This window comes from Kitasatospora sp. P5_F3 (assembly GCF_054049135.1).
Window position 1 is genome coordinate 79,133 of the sequence record NZ_JBFUMY010000006.1, and the last position, 17,478, is coordinate 96,610.

Consider the following 17,478-nt stretch of genomic DNA (forward strand, 5'->3'; position numbering starts at 1 on the left):
GCCAGTATTGCGGTCGCTGTTGTGGTCGCGTCGAGTGCCAAGTCCTGCTTGCCCCTACCCAGAGCGGCCTCGCTTCCACTACGCCCGCCGAAACTCTGCCTCTCTGCCTTCATTCGGCAGCAGAGTCGTCACCGGCCGCCCGGCCCGCGACCAGGCGGCCCATGCCGAGTGGGTGCGCGACGGCCTGAGTGACCGCGACTGGGCGGTGATCCAGACGCTCACCACCCTGCGTCTGGCTTCGGGGGCTCACCTCGAACGGCTGCACTTTGAAAATCTCACAACCGGCAGTCAGCCGGTCGTGCGGCGGCGGGTGCTGAGTCGGCTCGTGTCGTGGGGTGTGCTGGTCACGCTCGACCGCCGCGTGGGTGGGGTGCGGGCAGGCTCCAGCGGCCTTGTCTATGCCCTTGGCCCGACTGGCCACCGGCTGGCCCACACTCCGGCCCGCCGCCGTGAGCTGCCCGGCGAACGCTTCTGGCGGCACCTGTTGGCCGTGACTGAGCTGTATGTCGGCCTGGCCGAACAAGCGCGAGCAGGCCGGTTGCAGCTGGCCACCTTCCAAGGCGAACCGGCCTGCTGGTGGCGGGACGCCTACGGCGCGTGGCTCAAGCCTGACGCCTTCGTGCTGCTGTCGGCCCCGAGCCATGACGATGCCTGGTGGGTCGAGATCGACCGGGCAACGGAAAGCCTGCCGACGCTACGGCGCAAGCTCACGGCCTACGTGGACTTCGCCCGTACCGGCCAGCGTGGCCCGGCTGGGCTTATGCCTCGGGTGCTCGTCACGGTGCCGACCACGGCCCGGCAGCAGGCCGTAGAGACCATGGTGCGGCGACTGCCAGCCCCGGCCGGGGAGCTGGTCGCCGTGACCCTGGATAAAGACGCTTCGCTGTTTTTGGCTTCGGAATTGGAACGAAAATCCTAAACGTTTACTTTGGTTACCCAATGGTAGATACTCGGTGACGTAACGAGGAAATCCCATGCATGAAAACCCCAATCCTGCCGACAAGTTCGAGGCCGTCAGCCTTGGCCAATACGTGCGGGAACACCGGGAGCAGCTGGGCCTAACCGTGCGCCAGCTGGCTACCCGGGCAGGCGTCAGCCCTGCGTACGTGTCGCGCCTAGAGAACGACCAGTACCACGAGCCGACCCCCAGCACTGTGCGGCATTTGGCGGAAGCCCTAGAGCTCGAACCAGAGGATTTGTACGCCCTGAGCGGCTACACCGTCCCGCACGAATTGCCAGGCTACACCGCCTACCTGCGCGCCAAATTTGCCATGAGTGACAGCGCTGCCCGTGAACTGACGCGCTACTTTAACCAGCTAGCCGCGAAACATAACATCACGGAGCGCACCCACGAACGGAGCGAGAAGCGTAAAGGGTCAGCCGGCAAACCAGACAACGACAGTTAACTAAAGGAGGGAATTTGTCCAAACCAAGTACCTTACAACACTTACGAAACCTACTGCCGACCGATACGGCAGTGACCGATAACGAAGCCAGAGCCATAGCCGAGGCGCAAGCCGAGCGCTTGCTAGAATTGTTCGAAATCAAGGAGCCGAGCGTGGACGTGGGCCGCATCGCCGAGCTGCCGCGCGTTGATGTGCGGATAGCCTCACCGCTGCCTGTGTCGGGTCTGACCTACTGGGAAAAGAGCCGCTGGGTGGTGGCTATCCGCCGCGACGACAGCACCACGCGCCGCCGCTTCACCCTGGCCCACGAGCTCAAGCACATTATCGACCACCCCTATGTCGATGTGCTCTACCCACAGACACAGGCCAGCGACGAGACCACCAAGGGACAGGCCGCCAAGCAGGTTGAGGCCATCTGCGACCACTTCGCCGCCTGCCTACTCATGCCGGCCGCCTGGGTACGCCGCTACTGGCAGCAGGGGCTACGTGAGGTTGAGGTGCTGGCCAGGCTGTTCAAGGTGTCACCGGCAGCTATGACCATCCGGCTCGGTGTCCTGGGCCTGTTCGCCCGCACCAACCGGCCGGTGAAGACCCACCAGGAGGCTAAGCGCTACTTCCGAGCACGCTCGGCGAGTACGGCAGCCCACCCGGCAGATGGGCGATGCGCCCACCAAACCCTGAGCCTGCGTTAGCCAGCCCTGATACGAGAGAGGAGAGAACCGATGAGCACTTTAACGGGCCCATTAGAACCAACCGACAAACGAAAACCCCCAACACAGAAAGGGCACCCGACGGTGCCAGTCAAGAAATTTACCGACCGAGACGATCTGCTCGCCTACCTGACGGCTATCGCAGCGGCCCATCCTGGCATAAAGCTGGCCGTCAGCTACCTGCGGGTCTCCACCACCGGCCAGGCCGACAAAGACTATGACGCCGAAGGATTCTCGATTCCCGCCCAGCGGGAGGCCAACCAACGGACGGCCGAGAACCTCGATGCGATGATCGTGCTGGAGTTTGTTGATCGTGGCCAGTCGGCCAAGTCGGCAGATCGGCCCGAACTCAAGGACATGCTAAAGATTCTGGGTTGGGCGCATGGCCTGATTAGCTACGCCATCGTGCACAAGGTTGACCGCCTGGCTCGTTCCCGCGAAGACGACGTAGCCATTAACATCGCTATTCGCCAGGCTGGGGCTCAGCTGGTGTCCTCAACCGAGAACATCGACGATACCCCGTCGGGCAAGCTACTGCACGGCATCATGGCCACCATCGCCGAATTCTACTCGGCCAACCTGGCGACCGAAGCCAAGAAGGGCATGCGCCAGAAAGCCAAGATTGGTGGCACTGCCACCAAGGCACCTATCGGCTATCTGCACGTGCGGGAGCGCATCGATGGGCGAGAAATCCGCACCATCGCGCTCGACCCTGAGCGCGCTCCGCTGATGAAGTGGGCCTTTACCGCCTACGCCACCGGCGACTGGACGCTTGCCAGCCTGGAAATGGAGCTCGCTCGGCGCGGCCTGCGGTATCCGGCCACCGCCAAGATGCCGGAGCGCCCCGTCTCGTACCAGGCGCTCCACAAGCTGCTGACCAACCGCTACTACCTCGGCAAGGTCACGTTCGAGGGCGTGGAGTACGAGGGACGGCACCCAGCCTTGGTGGATGAGGCCACGTTCGAGATGGTCGGCGCGATCATGCGCAGCCGCTCGGAGTCCAACGAGAAGCCCCAGAAGCACCCGCACTACCTCAAGGGCACTGTCTACTGCGGCCAGTGTGGCGGTCGGCTGGGCATCACCAACGCCAAGAACCGGCACGGCACCGTCTACCCCTACTTCTACTGCACGGGTCGGTCGAAGAAGAGCGACTGCACCCAGAAGGCCGTGGCCATCTCGAAGATTGAGCAGGCCGTGGCCGACTACTGGCACCGTGTCCAGCTCACCGCCTTCCAGCGGGCCGAGGTGCGTCAAGGAGTGCTGTCGATGCTGGGCAGCCGCTGGGAGCACAGCGGTGAGGAGATCGCCCAGCAGGAGCGCCGTATCGAGAAGCTGGAGCGCGAGCAGACCAAGCTGCTGCAAGCCCACTACGCCGACGCCATCCCGCTCGACCTGCTCAAGACCGAGCAGGCTCGCATCCTGCGCGAGTTGATGGCAGCCAAGAAGGTCATCTCTGATGCCTCGGTGGAGCTGGAGACCGTCGAGCGCGACCTAGACGAAGCGCTGGCCCTCTGTGCCGACCCGCACCGGCTGTACATCAGCGCGCCGCAGAACATCCGGCGCATGCTCAACCAAGACGTGTTCCACAGGTTGTGGATCGTGGGCGACGAGGTCAAGGGCAGCAGCTTCACTCCGACCTACGCCCGGCTGCACTCGGGGTCTCTGGCTGAGCTGCTGACACTGGAGCTTGCCCACGACAGCGAGGAGGCTCAGCAGGCCGAGGACACCCTCTGGGAGCGCTTGCGCGACGTGATGGGCGTCACGGGCTACATGCGGCCGCTGAGCCGACCTGACGAACCGCTAGCGGCCGCCTGGGACGACCTACGTCCTTGGCTCCAGCCTGAACGCCCTTGGGGCGCTTTGCCCTTGGACATGAAGAACCCCGGCTCCCTGACCGGGAACCGGGGTTCGAACATCAATACATTGGTGGAGCTGAGGGGATTCGAACCCCTGACCCCCTCGATGCGAACGAGGTGCGCTACCGGACTGCGCCACAGCCCCAACGAGAAGAAACTCTAGCACCTCTTCGCGGGAGCTCGTGACCAGCCCTCACCTGGCTACTCGTTGGCGGCGCGGGGTCGGGAGGGGTAGTCCGCGTCGGTGCCGGGGGTGGGTTCGGCGTACTGGTCGAAGAGCGGGGTGTTGCGTGCCTCGGTGGTGCGGCCGGCGTCCCAGGTGGACCGGGGGTCGAGGCCGCGGGTGGAGCGGGGGGCCACCGGGGCGGTGACGTAGGTGGGGAGGGGGACCGGGACGGGCTCCCAGGAGTCGGGGCCGGCGGCGGCGCGTTCGCGCATGCCGTCGACCCACTCCTCGTGGTCGGTCGCCTCGACCAGGGCGGAGTCGGTGGTGGCCAGCCGCAGGTGCGGCCGCCCGTCGGCGGGGGCGGGTGCCGGAGCCGAGGACGGGGCGGCGGCGGGCGGCCGGGCGGACTGCTGACGCTCCGTCGGGCGGGGCCGCTCGGCCTGCCGGGGTCGGTCGGCCGGGCGAGGTGCGGCGGCCCGGGTGCGTTCGCGGTCGCGCAGCCGCTCGGCGTCCCGGGCGGCCCGGGTGCGGTCGATCTTGACCTCGTACCGCTGCCGCTCCAGCCGGCGCAGGTGGCCGATGTAGAGGGTGAGCAGCAGGCCCGGCACAGCGGGCACCCAGAGGAAGGCGACGCCGAACACGGCCGCGACCACCGCACCGGCGGCGAAGGCGAGGAAGAGTGTGGTGACCATCCGGCGCCGCCGGGCCAGCAGCCGGGCCCGGCGCTCGACCGAGCCACGCGCGGCCGCGGCCGCAGCAGCCGCCACGGAAGCCGGAGCAACCGGCTCAGAGGCCGAAGCGGCCGGGGCCGCCGGAGCCACGGCTCGGGGATCGGCGTCCGCCACCGGGGCGGAGTCCGATTCAGGACTGGTCTCGTCGTCGCCAAGTACCCGGGTCGCCCGCCGCTCCATGGCCGACCGTCCGGCCAGCAGGCGGATCGCGGTACTGAAGCGTTCCGTCGGACGCGCCTCGTTGAGCTCGTCCTGCCTGCGGAGCCACATCGGCACCAGATAGGCAGCCCAGGCCCCTACGATGACCGCGTAGATAAGGCCGCTACTGCGCATGTTTCACACGGTACGGGCGCGGGGGAAGGCCCGGCAGCAATTTGGCGCGGCGTGTCGTGTGATCAAGCTGATTCTCCGACTATTTTGCCGGTATTTGTGACCACTCGGCCGGCCGACGATGCCATATCGATATGTATTTCGAACACTTATTCAATTATCGCGCCGGTCCTGGCTCCTGATCGACCGCCAGCGGGCCAGCATGCCCTCCGGCACCTCCTCGGCGGTCAGCGCGTACACCAGGTGGTCCCGCCAGTCGCCGTCGATGTGCAGATAACGTGGCCGCATTCCCTCCTCGCGGAAGCCGAGCTTTTCGGCCACCCGGCGGCTCGGCCAGTTCTCCGGCCGAATGCAGACCTCGATCCGGTGCAGGCCGAGGGTGCCGAAGCAGTGGTCGACGGCCAGTGCGACGGCGGTCGGCATGATGCCGCGACCGGCCACCGACTCGTCCACCCAGTAGCCGATGTTGGCCGAGCACATCGAGCCCCAGGTCATCCCACCGACCGTCAGCTGCCCGACCAGTCGGCCCCGGTGCAGCACCACGAAGGGCACCATCCGGCCCGCCGCCGCCTCGTGCCGCAGGTAACGGGCCATCTGCCGGAAGGTCGGCCGGGGCACCCCGGCCCGGCCGGGACCGGCGGGCGGGACGGTGGCCTCCCAGCGGCGCAGCCAGTCCCGGTTGCGCTGGCTGACCTCCTGCCAGGACCGCTGGTCGCGGACCCGGATCGGACGCAGCGCGACGTCCCCCTCCAGGAGTTCGACCTGCCAGGAGGCGTTCAGGACGCGCTCCCCTCATCGGAGCCGGCGCCGGCGCCGGCGGCAGCAGGACGGGGGTGGTCGCCGCCGCCGAGCTGGTCCACGGCGTGCGGGAGCAGCGGCGTCAGCACGGCCAGACCGTCCTTCACGCCTCCGGTGGAGCCCGGCAGGTTGACGATCAGGGTACGTCCGGCCAGGCCGGCCAGGCCCCTGGACAGGGCCGAGGTGGGCACCTTCTCCCGGCCGTACGCCCGGATCGCCTCGGCGATGCCGGGGATCTGACGGTCGATCACCCGGGCGGTCATCTCCGGGGTGAGGTCCATCGGCGAGATGCCGGTACCGCCGGTGGTCACCACCGCGTCGTACCCGGCGGCCACGGCGGCCCGCAGTGCGGCCTCCACCGGCTCGCCGTCCGGGACCACCTGCGGCCCGTCCACGGTGAAGCCCATCGCCCGCAGGCCCTCGGCGACCAGCGGGCCGCCCTTGTCCTCGTACACCCCGGCCGAGGCCCGGTTGGAGACGGTGACGGCGAGCGCCCTCACTCCGACACCGCCGAGCCGGAGGCCGTCCAGTCGCCGCTCTTGCCGCCGGTCTTGCTGAGCACCCGGACGTGCTCGATGGTGGCGCCCTTGTCGACCGCCTTGACCATGTCGATCACGGTCAGCCCGGCCACCGCGACGGCGGTCAGGGCCTCCATCTCGACGCCGGTCCGGTCGGCGGTCCGCACGGTGGCGGTGATCTCGACGGCGTCGTCGGTCACCGTGAGCTCGACGGTGACGCCGGAGATCGCGATCGGGTGGCAGAGCGGGATCAGATCCGGGGTCTTCTTGGCACCCATGATCCCGGCGATCCGGGCCACCGCGAGGGCGTCGCCCTTGGGGACGCCCTCGCCGCGCAGCAGCTCGATCACCCGGGCGGCCACCCTGACCCGTCCGGCGGCGACGGCCGTCCGGACGGTGGTGGCCTTCTCGGAGACGTCGACCATCCGGGCGGCGCCGGTCTCGTCGACGTGGGTGAGGCGCGGTGTTTCGGACAAGGGGACTCCACGGTGGCACGGGTCAAGTACCGCGCTACCGTACAACCCCGCCCCGGTCAGCCCGTGAGAAGGACCACATCAACGGTGCGTCCGGCCGCCACCGAGGTCTCCTCCTCGGGCACCGCGATCAGGCAGTTGGCCCGGGCCAGCGCGCCGACCAGGTGCGAGCCCTCGCCGCCGACCGGCGCCACCTCGCCGTCCTCGGGCGAGTACCAGCCGCGCAGGAACTGCCGCCGCCCGGCCGGGGAGCGCAGGTCGGCGGTACAGACCGCGCGGACCACCGGCCGGTGGATGTCGGGCGCGCCCATCATGGTGCGGATCACCGGACGGACGAACAGTTCGAACGAGATGTACGAGCTGACCGGGTTGCCCGGCAGGGCGAGCAGCGGGGTGCCCTGGATCCGGCCGAAGCCCTGCGGCTTGCCGGGCTGCATCCGCAGCCGTCGGAAGTCCATCTCGCCGTACTCGGCGAAGACCTCCTTGACCACGTCGTACGCGCCGACGCTGACCCCGCCGCTGGTGACGATCAGGTCGGCCCGGCCGAGCTGGTCCTCCAGGACGGCCCGGAGAACGGACGCGTCGTCAGGAACGCCGCCGACCCGGTACGCGATCGCCCCGGCGTCCTGGGCGGCGGCGGTCAGCGTGAAGCTGTTGGAGTCGGAGATCTGGCCGGGGCCCACCGGGTCACCGGGCTGGACGAGTTCGCTGCCGGTGGAGAGCACCACCACGCGCGGGCGGGGGCGGACCCGGACGGTGCCGCGGCCGATCGCGGCCAGTAGGCCGAGCTGGGTGGGGCCGAGCAGGGCGCCCGCCTCCAGCACCCGCTCCCCCGCCGACAGGTCGCTGCCCCGGCGGCGGATGTGCGCGCCCTCGCTGACCGGGCGGAACACCCGGACCTCGTCCGAACGGTCCACGGGCGCGGCGGTCATCGCGTCGGCGGCCTGCCCGGTGCCGCTGCCGCCGTCGGTCCACTCGACCGGGGCGACCGCCTCCGCGCCGGGCGGCACCGGCGCGCCGGTCATGATCCGGGCGGTCTGGCCGGGGCCCACCTTGGGGAGCTCACCCGCACCGGCCGCGATCTCGCCGACCACGGTGAGCACCGAGGGGTACTGCTCGGTGGCCCCTGCGGTGTCGGCGGTGCGGACCGCGTAGCCGTCCATCGAGCTGTTGTCGAAGGGCGGCAGGTCGACCTCCGAGGAGACGTCCTCGGCCAGCCGGCAGCCCTGGGCGTCGAGCAGCTGGAGCTCGATCGCCGGGAGCGGGACGACATCTGACAGTACGTCCGCCAGATGCTCGTCCACGCTCCACATGCGCGGCGGCGCCGGGGTCTCTTCGCAGCAGGAATCCGAAGTCGTCCCGGTCATCGCTCACACTCGCCTTCTGGTCAGCCCTGCATCTCCGTGGCGACGAACTCCTTGAGCCAGGACCGGAACTCCGGGCCGAGGTCATCACGTTCGCACGCCAGACGGACGATAGCGCGAAGGTAGTCCGCGCGGTCGCCGGTGTCGTACCGGCGGCCCTTGAAGAGCACACCGTGCACCGGGCCGCCGCTGGTCTCGTCGCGGGTCGACAGCTCGCGCAGCGCGTCGGTCAGCTGGATCTCGCCGCCCCGGCCGGGCGGGGTCTCGCGCAGCACGTCGAAGACGGCCGGGTCGAGGACGTAGCGGCCGATCACCGCGTAGTTCGACGGGGCGTCGGCCGTGTCGGGCTTCTCCACCAGATCGGTGATCCGGAAGACGTCCTCGCCGAAGCCGTTGGGCTTGACCGCGGCGCAGCCGTACAGGTGGATCTGCTCCGGCTCGACCTCCATCAGCGCCACCACCGAGCCGCCGAGCTCCTGCTGGACCTCGATCATCCGGGACAGCAGCGGGTCGCGCGGGTCGATCAGGTCGTCACCGAGCAGGACCGCGAACGGCTGGCCCGCCACGTGCTGCTCGGCGACCGAGACCGCGTGGCCGAGGCCCTTCGGGTCGCCCTGGCGGACGTAGTGCATGTTGGCCAGCTGCACCGACTCCTGGACCCGGCGGAGCTTGTCCTTGTCACCCTTACGAGCGAGCAGCTCCTCGAGCTCGTAGGCCCGGTCGAAGTGGTCCTCGAGGGCGCGCTTGTTGCGGCCCGTGACCATCAGTATGTCGGAGAGGCCGGCTGCGGCAGCCTCCTCGACGACGTACTGGATCGCGGGCTTGTCGACGACCGGCAGCATCTCCTTCGGGGTGGCCTTGGTCGCGGGGAGGAACCGGGTCCCCAACCCGGCGGCAGGCACCACGGCCTTGGTGACAGGGAGGCGGGTGTTCGTCGTCGTCATGCGTCAGACCTTACTAAGGCGGGGTTCCACCGGGCTGAGAGCAGGGTTAACCAGCGATGAACCAACGGCTGGTCAGGGGCCCGTGTCGTGTCCAGCAGCCACAGCGGCCGTCGAGTGGGCGGTGCCGGCGGAGGTGAGGGAGGCCTTCTCCGTACCGGGCGACAGATTACCGGTGATTCCGGCCGCCTCCGCCACGCCGTCCAGCCCGACCGGCTCGGCCGCCTCCGCCGCGCCGTCGAGCCCGGTCAGTTCGGCCGCCCCGCGCCAGCAGTCACCGCCCCCGGCACGCGCCACCCCGAGCGCGCGGTCGGCGGCGCGCAGCAGCAGCGCGGCGTGCGCCCCGTCCTCCGGGAGCACCGCGATCCCGACCGCCGCGGTCAGACCGTTCCGCCCCGACACCCGGCCCGGCTCCGCACCGGCCGGGGACCAGTCGAGCAACTGGTGCCTGCGTACCGTCCAGCAGAGCCGCTCGGCCACCTGCACCGCGCCGTCCAGGCCGGTGTCCGGCAGCACCACCAGGAACTCCTCGCCGCCGTACCGGCCCAGGGTGTCCGAGCGGCGGATCTCCACGCTCAGCCGCTGCGCGAGGTCGCGCAGTATCGCGTTGCCCCGGGCCCGGCCGTGCTCGGCGACCACCGCCTCGAAGCCCGCGATCTCCACCATCAGCAGGGCCAACGGCCGTGGCACGGCGCCCGGGTCGACCCGGCGGGCGCGCTCCACCTCGCGGTCCAGGGTGAGCTGGAGGTGCCGGTAGTTCCACACCCCGGTGAGCGGGTCGCAGGACGCGGTGCGCTGGAGCACGTCCCGCTCGGCGGTCAGCTCGTCGACCTGGAGCCGGAGCACGGCCTCCCGGGCCTCGGCGTCGGCGGCCCGTCGGCGCAGCCGAAGGCCCGTCAGGGCGACGGCGCCCAGCGCCGGGGCGCTGAGCACGGCCAGCGCCTGGACCAGGAACGGGGTGGACATCCGGTGCCTTCCGCATGTCAGGCTCTGTGCACCGGGAAGCCGCCGCTCGCCGAGGAGTGCGGGCGGGCCACCCGGCCGGAGCGGGACCAAGGAGTATCCAGTGCACAACGACAAAGCCGGTCTGAGGTCACGCCTGCTCGCGGAACGGCGTGAACTCTCCCCCGAACGGCGGGAGCACGCCGCCGCACGGCTGGCCGTGCACGCCGGGTCGCTCGCGCGGGCGGGCCAGACCGTCGCGGCGTACGTCTCGGTCGGCGGTGAGCCCGGCACCCGGCCGCTGCTGGACGCGCTGCGGGCGGACGGGGTCCGGGTGCTGCTGCCCGTCCTGCTGCCCGACAACGACCTGGACTGGGCCGAGTACCAGGGCCCGGAGTCACTCGCCCCGGCCGGTCGCGGCCTGCTGGAACCGACCGGCCCCCGGCTCGGCCCGGACGCGGTCTGCGCGGCCGCGCTGGTCCTGCTGCCCGGCCTGGCGGTGGACCGCCGGGGCATCCGGCTGGGCCGCGGCGGCGGCTCCTACGACCGGGTGCTGGCCCGGCTGACCCGCCGTCAGACCGACCCGGTGTTGGCCACCCTGCTGTACGACACCGAGCTGCTGGACACCGTCCCGGCCGAGCCGCACGACCTGCCGGTGCACGCCGTGGTCACCCCGTCCGGCGTGCACCGGCTCGACCATTGAGTCAGCCGCTGGTGAGCACCAGCTTGTGCTTGGTGGCCTGCTCGACCTGCTCGGGAGACCAGGCCCAGGGCAGCAGTTCACCCTTGATCCAGAGCTCGGTCTGGTCGTTGTAGTTGTCGTGGAAGGCGTGCCCGGAGGCGCCACCGACGTTGATCCAGTGCGAGGCGTCGAAGTTGCTCAGGTCGACCACCATCCGCATCGAGGGCACCCAGTCCACCTGGTAGCCCGCCGCCGCGTTCCAGCCCGCCGCGTTGACCGCCGCGGTGCCGCCGGAGAGCTGGTAGGGGCCCCGGTTCAGCAGCTTGTGCACCAGCCCGGAGGCGGCCGAGGAGTCGTCCTTGCCGAGGGTCTGCTCGGTGAGCGTCAGGGTGTGCAGCCGGCCCCAGCTCCAGGTGGAGATGTCCTTGGTGAGCTTGGCGGTCAGCTCCTGCCTGGCGTTCTTGAGCGACTCGGCGAGCAGCTTGCCGAGGCCCTTCTGGGACTGGTGGTTGACGTCCTTGTACTCCCACCACGGGCTGTCCGGCTGGTCGAGCAGGGTGCGCACCACCTCGGTCCAGCGGTCCCCGCCGTCCGGCTGGGCCTGGCCCGGGTCACGGGTGCCGCAGACGGTGACCGGCGGTGCCGGGTTGAGGTCGTCGTCCGGCAGTGTGGAGTCGCGCTTCTGACGGACCAGCAGGCAGTCGCCCTCGGCCCGCAGCCCGGCCGGGAACTTCTGGCCGAAGGAGAGCGTGAGCAGCTGGCGCCAGACCGCGTTGTAGTAGGCGGCGGCGGCCGAGTCGGCGTCCTGGTGGAAGTTCCAGTCCTTCAGCAGGTCCTGGGCCTCGCGCACGTAGGGGTCGTCGATCCGGACCTTGAGCAGCAGCGGCACCAGGGTCTTGGCCATCACGCTGGTGTTGTCCAGCTGCATCAGCCGCATGTCGTCCGGGGAGATCTTGCCGTCGTTCTTCAGCCGGTCGGCGATCTGATCGGTGATCTCCTTGGCCCGGGTGCCGTACTCCCAGTCCTTGGTCAGCAGGTAGCTGTACTTCTGGTCCACCACGGCCTGGTTGGCGGTGACGATGTAGCCGGCCGTCGGGTTGAAGCTCCACGGCAGCGACCTGAAGGGGATCGGATCGACCTTCCCGGCGGAGTCGGTCTTCCAGCCGTACGAGGAGTCCCAGCCCGGCGCGGGGTAGCGGCCGTCGCCCTTGGTGCGCTGCGGGATCAGGCCGGGCGCCTGGTAGCCGATGTTGTTCTTGGTGTCGGCGTAGATCAGGTTCTGCGCGGGGACGGCGAAGTCGGCCGCGGCGTCGCGGAACGCGCCCCAGTCGCCCGCCAGGTCCAGCTTGAAGACCGCGTCCATGGTCTTCCCCGGGACCAGCGCCGTCCACTGCAGGGCGACGCCGTAACCGGCAGCTCGGTCGGGGGCGTTGTCGGCGGGGGCGTGCTTGCCGACGTTCTGCTGCTCGGTGCTCTTGTCGGAGATCAGCGGGCCCCGGTCGGTACTGCGCACCACAATGGTGCGGTCCTCACCGCCGGCCACCTTGATGATCTCCTTGCGGGTCTCGAAGGTCTTCTGCTTGCCGTCCACCAGGTAGGTCTCCGGGCTGGTGACCTTCTGCAGGTAGAGGTCGGTCACGTCGGCGCCCAGGTTGGTGAAGCCCCAGGAGATGTTCTGGTTGTGGCCGATCACCACGCCCGGCATCCCGGCGAAGGTGTAGCCCGCGGCGTCGAACCGGCAGGCCGGACCGACGCTGCGGCAGTGCAGGCCCATCTGGTACCAGACCGAGGGGATGGCCGGGCCGAGGTGCGGGTCGTTGGCCATCAACGGCTTGCCGGTGGTGGTGAACTGGCCGCCGACCACCCAGGAGTTGGAGCCGATGCCCTGGCCGGGCCGCCCCAGCAGCTGCGGCAGCGCGGCCATCCGGTCGGCGACGTCCTTGAGCAGCGCCTCGGATCCGGCCCGGCCCTGGGTGGTGGCCGTCGCGGGCGCCGGTGCGGCGCTCCCGTCGGCCGGCTGGTAGCTGCCGTCGGCGCCGACCTTGCCGGTCTTCACGATGGTGCCGTTGCGGTCGTACGGGTAGGCCGGGTAGAGCTGGTCGATCTTCTCCGGGCTGAAGTCCTGGGCCAGCAGCGAGCGGTCGATCTCCTCCTGCATGTTGCCGGAGAGGTTCCAGGCCATCGCCTTGAGCCAGGACACCGAGTCCACCGGGTCCCAGGCCTCGGGCTTGTAGTCGCCGTTCACCGCACCGAGCAGCGAGTACTCGAGCGAGGCCGAGCTGCCGCCGGGGTGCTCGCCCAGCCAGGCGTTCACGCCCTCGCTGTACGCCTGCAGGTACTTCTTGGTCTCCGGGGCGAGCAGCTGGTCGTACTCCTGCTGGGCCACCCGGCGCCAGCCCATGGTGCGCAGGAAGGAGTCGGTCTCGACCTGGCCGGAGCCGAACATCTCGGACAGCCGCCCGGCGGTGATGTGCCGTCGGACGTCCATCTCCCAGAACCGGTCCTGGGCCTGTACGTAGCCCTGGGCCCGGAACAGGTCCTCGGAGCTGTCGGCGTAGAGCTGCGGGATCCCGTTGCCGTCCCGCTTCACGTCCACCGGCGCGGTCATCCCGGGCACCTTGACGCTGCCCTCGACCACCGGGAAGGACGACCGGACGGTCTGCACCGCGAAGAACCCGGCGCCCGCCGTACCCGCGACCAACAGCACGACCAGCACGAGCACGAACAGACGAGCGCGCCGGAACCTCTTCGAGCGGGGCATCTGGTTGAGTCCTTGGCTGGGAGACGGGCGGCCGTGACAGACCACCACATTAGGGCGCACCGACCGAGGGAGCCGCACCCGGGGGCGTCCAGGCCGGATCAGGTGGACCCTACCGGGCCAAGCTGGACGGGAGCTGGTCGGCCGGATGTAAAAGAACAGGTAAAATGTTAGACTCGGTAACGACTTCCAGCCGACGGACCGTCAGGTCCCCTGCTGGACGCTGCCTTCAGACGCCCCATCAGCCCGCCCCCTCACTGCGCCGAGGTGCCACTGCGTGACTGTCGACGACCTGAACCGCTTTCTGCTCGAAGCCGCCGTGGTCCTGCTGATCGCGGTGGTCGCGGTGCGTATCTCGACCCGCTCCGGCCTCCCCAGCCTGCTGATCTACCTCGGCATCGGAGTGGCGCTCGGCCAGAACGGCCTGGGCATCGAGTTCAACAACGCCGAGCTGACCCAGGTCCTCGGCTACACGGCGCTGGTCGTGATCCTCGCCGAGGGCGGCCTGAAGACCAGCTGGCGGTCCATCAAACCCGTGATGCCGGCCGCCACCGTGCTGGCCACCGCGGGCGTCGCGGTCAGCGTCGCGGTCACCGCGGCCGGCGCGCACTACCTGGCCGACTTCGACTGGCGCACCTCGCTGCTGCTCGGCGCGATCGTCTCCTCCACCGACGCCGCCGCGGTCTTCTCGGTGCTGCGCACCGTCCCGCTGCCGTCCCGGCTGAACGGACTGCTGGAGGCCGAGTCCGGCTTCAACGACGCCCCCGTGGTGATCCTGGTGCTGGCCTTCGCCACCAGCGGCCCGCTGGACTCCTGGTACGTGCTGGTCGGCACGATCATCGCCGAGCTGGCGATCGGTGCCGCGGTCGGCCTGGCGGTCGGCAAGCTCGGCGCGTACGCCGTCCGGCACATGGCGCTGCCCTCCTCCGGCCTCTACCCGATCGCCGTGATGTCGCTGGCGGTCGGCGCGTACGCGGGCGGCGCGCTGCTGCACGGCTCCGGCTTCCTCGCGGTCTACGTCGCCTCACTGGTGCTCGGGAACTCCAAGCTCCCGCACGGCCCTGCGGTGCGCGGCTTCGCGGACGGGCTGGCCTGGATCGGGCAGATCGGCATGTTCGTGGTGCTCGGCCTGCTCTGCACACCCGCCAGCATGGGCAGTGCGATCGTCCCCGCGCTGGTGCTGGGCACCGTGCTGGTCTTCCTGGCCCGGCCCGCCTCGGTACTGCTCACCATGACGCCGTTCCGGCTGCCCTGGCGCGAGCAGGCGCTGCTCAGCTGGGCCGGACTGCGCGGCGCGGTGCCCATCGTGCTGGCCACCATCCCGCTGGTCGCGCAGGCCCCGCTGGCCCGCGAGGTGTTCAACATCGTCTTCATCCTGGTGGTGGTCTTCACGCTGCTCCAGGGCCCCACCCTGCCGCTGGTCGCCAAGTGGCTGCGGATCTCGGAGGGCGCGCTCGGCCAGGACCTCGGGATCGAGTCCGCCCCGCTGGAGCGCCTGCACGGCCAGCTGCTCTCGGTCTCGCTCTCGGCCGACTCCCGGATGGCCGGGGTGGAGATCAGCGAACTCCGGCTGCCCGCCGGAGCCGCCGTCACCCTGGTGGTCCGCGACGGCAGCAGCTTCGTCCCCGACCGCACCACCGTGCTCCGGCCGCTCGACGAACTGCTGGTGGTCACCACCGACGAGGTCAGTGAGGTCGCCGAGCGCCGACTGCGCGCGGTCGACCAGGGCGGAAAGCTGGCGGGTTGGCTGCGCGGGCGATAGTTCATGTGTTTTGCGCGACGTTCACCTTCGGTTCGCTGGGCGAGTCGCCGCCCAACCCGTAAGATGACGGATAAAGCTTTGGTATCAACTGACACATCCGCAACATCTGCCTGAAGCAGAGTTGGCGCGACCGCTCGGCGGCCGCGGTCCGCAGCAGTTCCTGCCCCCTGGCCCCCGCTTCCACGACGGCCAGCCGGACCCGGTATCACCCCGGTCGACGCGCGAGAGGACGACTCTCGGCGCCGTCGGGGTCTCCCAACCCCTTCCGCGCTACCAGGCAGCAGAAGGAAACCAACCGTGACGGCCCGCCGAACGGTCGACAACCCCACCCGCGTCGGGTACGGAGCGCTGCTCCGCACCCCCGGTGCCTGGACGTTCCTGGCACCCGCATTCGCGGCCCGGCTCCCGTACGCCATGCTCAGTCTGGGCATCGTGCTGCTGGTGCTGGACACTCACGGCTCCTACGGCACCGCCGGGCTGGTCGCGGCGGTCGCCGCGGTCGCCCAGGCCCTGATCGGCCCGCAGACCGGCCGGCTGGCCGACCGGTACGGGCAGTCCGCCGTACTGCTGCCGAGCGTCCTGGTGCACGCCCTCTCGGTCGGCGCGCTGATCGCGCTGGCCGTGGGCCACGCACCGGTCTGGACGCTCTTCCTGGCCGCCGCACCCGCCGGGGCCAGCGTCCCGCAGATCGGCGCGATGGTCCGGGCCCGCTGGGTCTCCCGGCTCTCCGACTCCCCGGCCACGCTGAACACGGCCTTCGCCTTCGAGTCGGTCACCGACGAGCTCACCTTCGTGATCGGCCCGGTACTGGCCGGCCTGATCGCGACCGGGATCAGCCCCTCGGCCGGGCTGATCGCCGAAGCCACCCTCACCGTGGCCGGCGGCCTGGCCTTCGCCGTCCAGCGCTCCACCGCACCGGCCCGGCACCCCCGCACCGCCGGGGTCAAGCGCGCCTCGGCCCTCGCCTCCCCGGGCGTCCGGCTGCTGGCGGGCTCCTTCCTGGGCGTGGGCACCATCTTCGGAGCCATGCAGGTCTCGATCACCGCCTTCGCCAAGGCTGGCGGCCAGGAGGACCTGAGCGGCATCGTGTACGGCGTCTTCGCCGGCGGCTCGATGCTGGCCGGTGTGCTGTACGGGCTGATCAACTGGCGGCACTCGGCCCGGCAGCGGATGCTCGGCTGCTACGCCCTGCTGGTGCTCGGCTGCTCCACCCTGTGGGCGATGCCCAACCTGACCTCGCTGGCGATCGCCGGGCTGTTCTGCGGCCTCGCCATCGCTCCCACCCTGATCACCGGCTACACGCTGGTCGAGACCCTGGTCGCGGACGGCGCCAAGACCGAGGCCTTCACCTGGCTCACCGGCGCCATCGGCCTGGGCCTGGCGGCAGGCTCCACGGTGGCCGGGATGCTGATCGACAGCTACGGCGCCTCGGGCGGATTCGTGGTGCCGGTGGTGGGCTCCGGGCTCGGCCTGGTCGCCCTGCTGACGCTGCGTCGGCTGCTGGTCGCGCCGAGCGCTCCGAGCCGCACCGTGGCCCGGGGCGGGACCATCGGCGGTGGGCAGGCGTCCGTTCTCACACCTGCGGCGCTGGACTGATCCCACGGAATGCCGCATCATTGAGGATCGTTAGCACTCATCAGGCGAGAGTGCCAGGGGGAAGTGCAGGAGGAAGCCAAGTGCCCACGTACCAGTACCAGTGCACCGAGTGCGGGACCGGCCTGGAGGCGGTGCAGAAGTTCACCGATGACGCGCTGACCACGTGCCCCGAGTGCCAGGGGCGGCTCCGCAAGGTCTTCTCCGCCGTGGGTGTGGTCTTCAAGGGTTCGGGCTTCTACCGCACCGACAGCCGCTCCTCGTCGAGCAGCTCGGTGAGCTCCTCGACGTCGGCGTCCTCGGCCCCGGCCGCCTCGACGCCCGCTCCGGCGGCCTCGGCCGGCTCCTCGTCGACGTCCTCGTCGTCCTCGGCATCGAGCTCGGCTTCGACCAGCTGACCTGCGTCTCTCCGGACGGCCCGGCCCCGCACTTCGGTGCGGGACCGGGC

General features: G+C 70.1%; 15 protein-coding genes, 1 tRNA gene and 1 pseudogene. 8 read left to right on the plus strand and 9 right to left on the minus strand.

The genetic code is table 11. The annotated features are described in order from the left end of the window. Positions 1-172 precede the first annotated feature (172 nt). The 4 genes and pseudogenes from ACXJMZ_RS04815 to ACXJMZ_RS04830 all read left to right on the plus strand — a co-directional run. Complete coding sequence (locus ACXJMZ_RS04815; protein WP_457028730.1) at positions 173-919, plus strand: replication-relaxation family protein; 747 nt, start codon at positions 173-175, stop codon at positions 917-919. Between the two features lie 55 nt (positions 920-974). Beyond that, positions 975-1,406, plus strand: a complete 432-nt coding sequence (locus tag ACXJMZ_RS04820) for a helix-turn-helix domain-containing protein (protein ID WP_457028731.1) — start codon at positions 975-977, stop codon at positions 1,404-1,406. Positions 1,407-1,477: 71 nt separating this feature from the next. Next, the gene (locus ACXJMZ_RS04825) at positions 1,478-2,098 is read left to right on the plus strand and encodes an ImmA/IrrE family metallo-endopeptidase (protein ID WP_457028732.1); all 621 of its coding nucleotides are present in this window, start codon (positions 1,478-1,480) and stop codon (positions 2,096-2,098) included. A gap of 30 nt (positions 2,099-2,128) precedes the next feature. After that, positions 2,129-3,265, plus strand: a pseudogene (locus tag ACXJMZ_RS04830) (recombinase family protein); the annotation flags it as partial. Between the two features lie 775 nt (positions 3,266-4,040). On the opposite strand, the gene ACXJMZ_RS04835 reads toward ACXJMZ_RS04830, so the two are convergent. The 8 genes from ACXJMZ_RS04835 to ACXJMZ_RS04870 all read right to left on the minus strand — a co-directional run bounded on the left by ACXJMZ_RS04835 (position 4,041) and on the right by ACXJMZ_RS04870 (position 10,259). After that, positions 4,041-4,117, minus strand: a tRNA-Ala gene (locus ACXJMZ_RS04835). 56 nt (positions 4,118-4,173) lie between these two features. Further along, on the minus strand, positions 4,174-5,202 hold the full coding sequence (sepX, locus tag ACXJMZ_RS04840) for a divisome protein SepX/GlpR (protein WP_457028733.1): 1,029 nt from the start codon (positions 5,200-5,202) through the stop codon (positions 4,174-4,176). A gap of 150 nt (positions 5,203-5,352) precedes the next feature. Further along, positions 5,353-5,952 carry a GNAT family N-acetyltransferase gene (locus ACXJMZ_RS04845; RefSeq protein ID WP_457028745.1) on the minus strand — a complete coding sequence of 200 codons (600 nt, stop codon included), beginning with the start codon at positions 5,950-5,952 and terminating at the stop codon, positions 5,353-5,355. A 23-nt stretch (positions 5,953-5,975) separates the two neighbouring features. Then, positions 5,976-6,497 carry a MogA/MoaB family molybdenum cofactor biosynthesis protein gene (locus ACXJMZ_RS04850; protein WP_457028734.1) on the minus strand — a complete coding sequence of 174 codons (522 nt, stop codon included), beginning with the start codon at positions 6,495-6,497 and terminating at the stop codon, positions 5,976-5,978. Further along, positions 6,494-6,940: a cyclic pyranopterin monophosphate synthase MoaC gene (moaC, locus tag ACXJMZ_RS04855; protein ID WP_457028746.1), complete on the minus strand. Its 447-nt coding sequence runs from the start codon at positions 6,938-6,940 to the stop codon at positions 6,494-6,496. Before moaC ends, ACXJMZ_RS04850 begins: the two co-directional genes overlap by 4 nt. 107 nt (positions 6,941-7,047) lie before the next feature. Then, a complete protein-coding gene (gene glp, locus ACXJMZ_RS04860) occupies positions 7,048-8,355 on the minus strand; it encodes a molybdotransferase-like divisome protein Glp (RefSeq protein WP_457028735.1) in 1,308 nt (435 codons plus the stop codon). 20 nt (positions 8,356-8,375) lie between these two features. Further along, positions 8,376-9,296: a UTP--glucose-1-phosphate uridylyltransferase GalU gene (gene galU, locus ACXJMZ_RS04865; protein WP_457028736.1), complete on the minus strand. Its 921-nt coding sequence runs from the start codon at positions 9,294-9,296 to the stop codon at positions 8,376-8,378. Between the two features lie 72 nt (positions 9,297-9,368). Beyond that, a complete protein-coding gene (locus ACXJMZ_RS04870; protein WP_457028737.1) occupies positions 9,369-10,259 on the minus strand; it encodes a GGDEF domain-containing protein in 891 nt (296 codons plus the stop codon). Positions 10,260-10,359: 100 nt separating this feature from the next. Between ACXJMZ_RS04870 and ACXJMZ_RS04875 the strand changes: the two genes are divergently transcribed. Then, positions 10,360-10,938, plus strand: a complete 579-nt coding sequence (locus ACXJMZ_RS04875) for a 5-formyltetrahydrofolate cyclo-ligase (protein WP_457028738.1) — start codon at positions 10,360-10,362, stop codon at positions 10,936-10,938. Position 10,939: 1 nt separating this feature from the next. Here the strand turns inward: ACXJMZ_RS04875 and ACXJMZ_RS04880 are convergent, their stop codons facing one another. Beyond that, complete coding sequence (locus tag ACXJMZ_RS04880; RefSeq protein ID WP_457028739.1) at positions 10,940-13,678, minus strand: penicillin acylase family protein; 2,739 nt, start codon at positions 13,676-13,678, stop codon at positions 10,940-10,942. Between the two features lie 274 nt (positions 13,679-13,952). On the opposite strand from ACXJMZ_RS04880, the gene ACXJMZ_RS04885 reads away from it, so the two are divergent. From ACXJMZ_RS04885 to ACXJMZ_RS04895, 3 genes are all read left to right on the plus strand, one after another. Then, entirely contained in the window at positions 13,953-15,437 is a 1,485-nt protein-coding gene (locus tag ACXJMZ_RS04885) for a potassium/proton antiporter (RefSeq protein ID WP_457028740.1), read from the plus strand. Positions 15,438-15,734: 297 nt separating this feature from the next. Next, complete coding sequence (locus ACXJMZ_RS04890) at positions 15,735-17,033, plus strand: MFS transporter (protein WP_457028741.1); 1,299 nt, start codon at positions 15,735-15,737, stop codon at positions 17,031-17,033. Between the two features lie 80 nt (positions 17,034-17,113). After that, on the plus strand, positions 17,114-17,428 hold the full coding sequence (locus ACXJMZ_RS04895; RefSeq protein WP_457028742.1) for an FmdB family zinc ribbon protein: 315 nt from the start codon (positions 17,114-17,116) through the stop codon (positions 17,426-17,428). Positions 17,429-17,478: the final 50 nt, after the last annotated feature.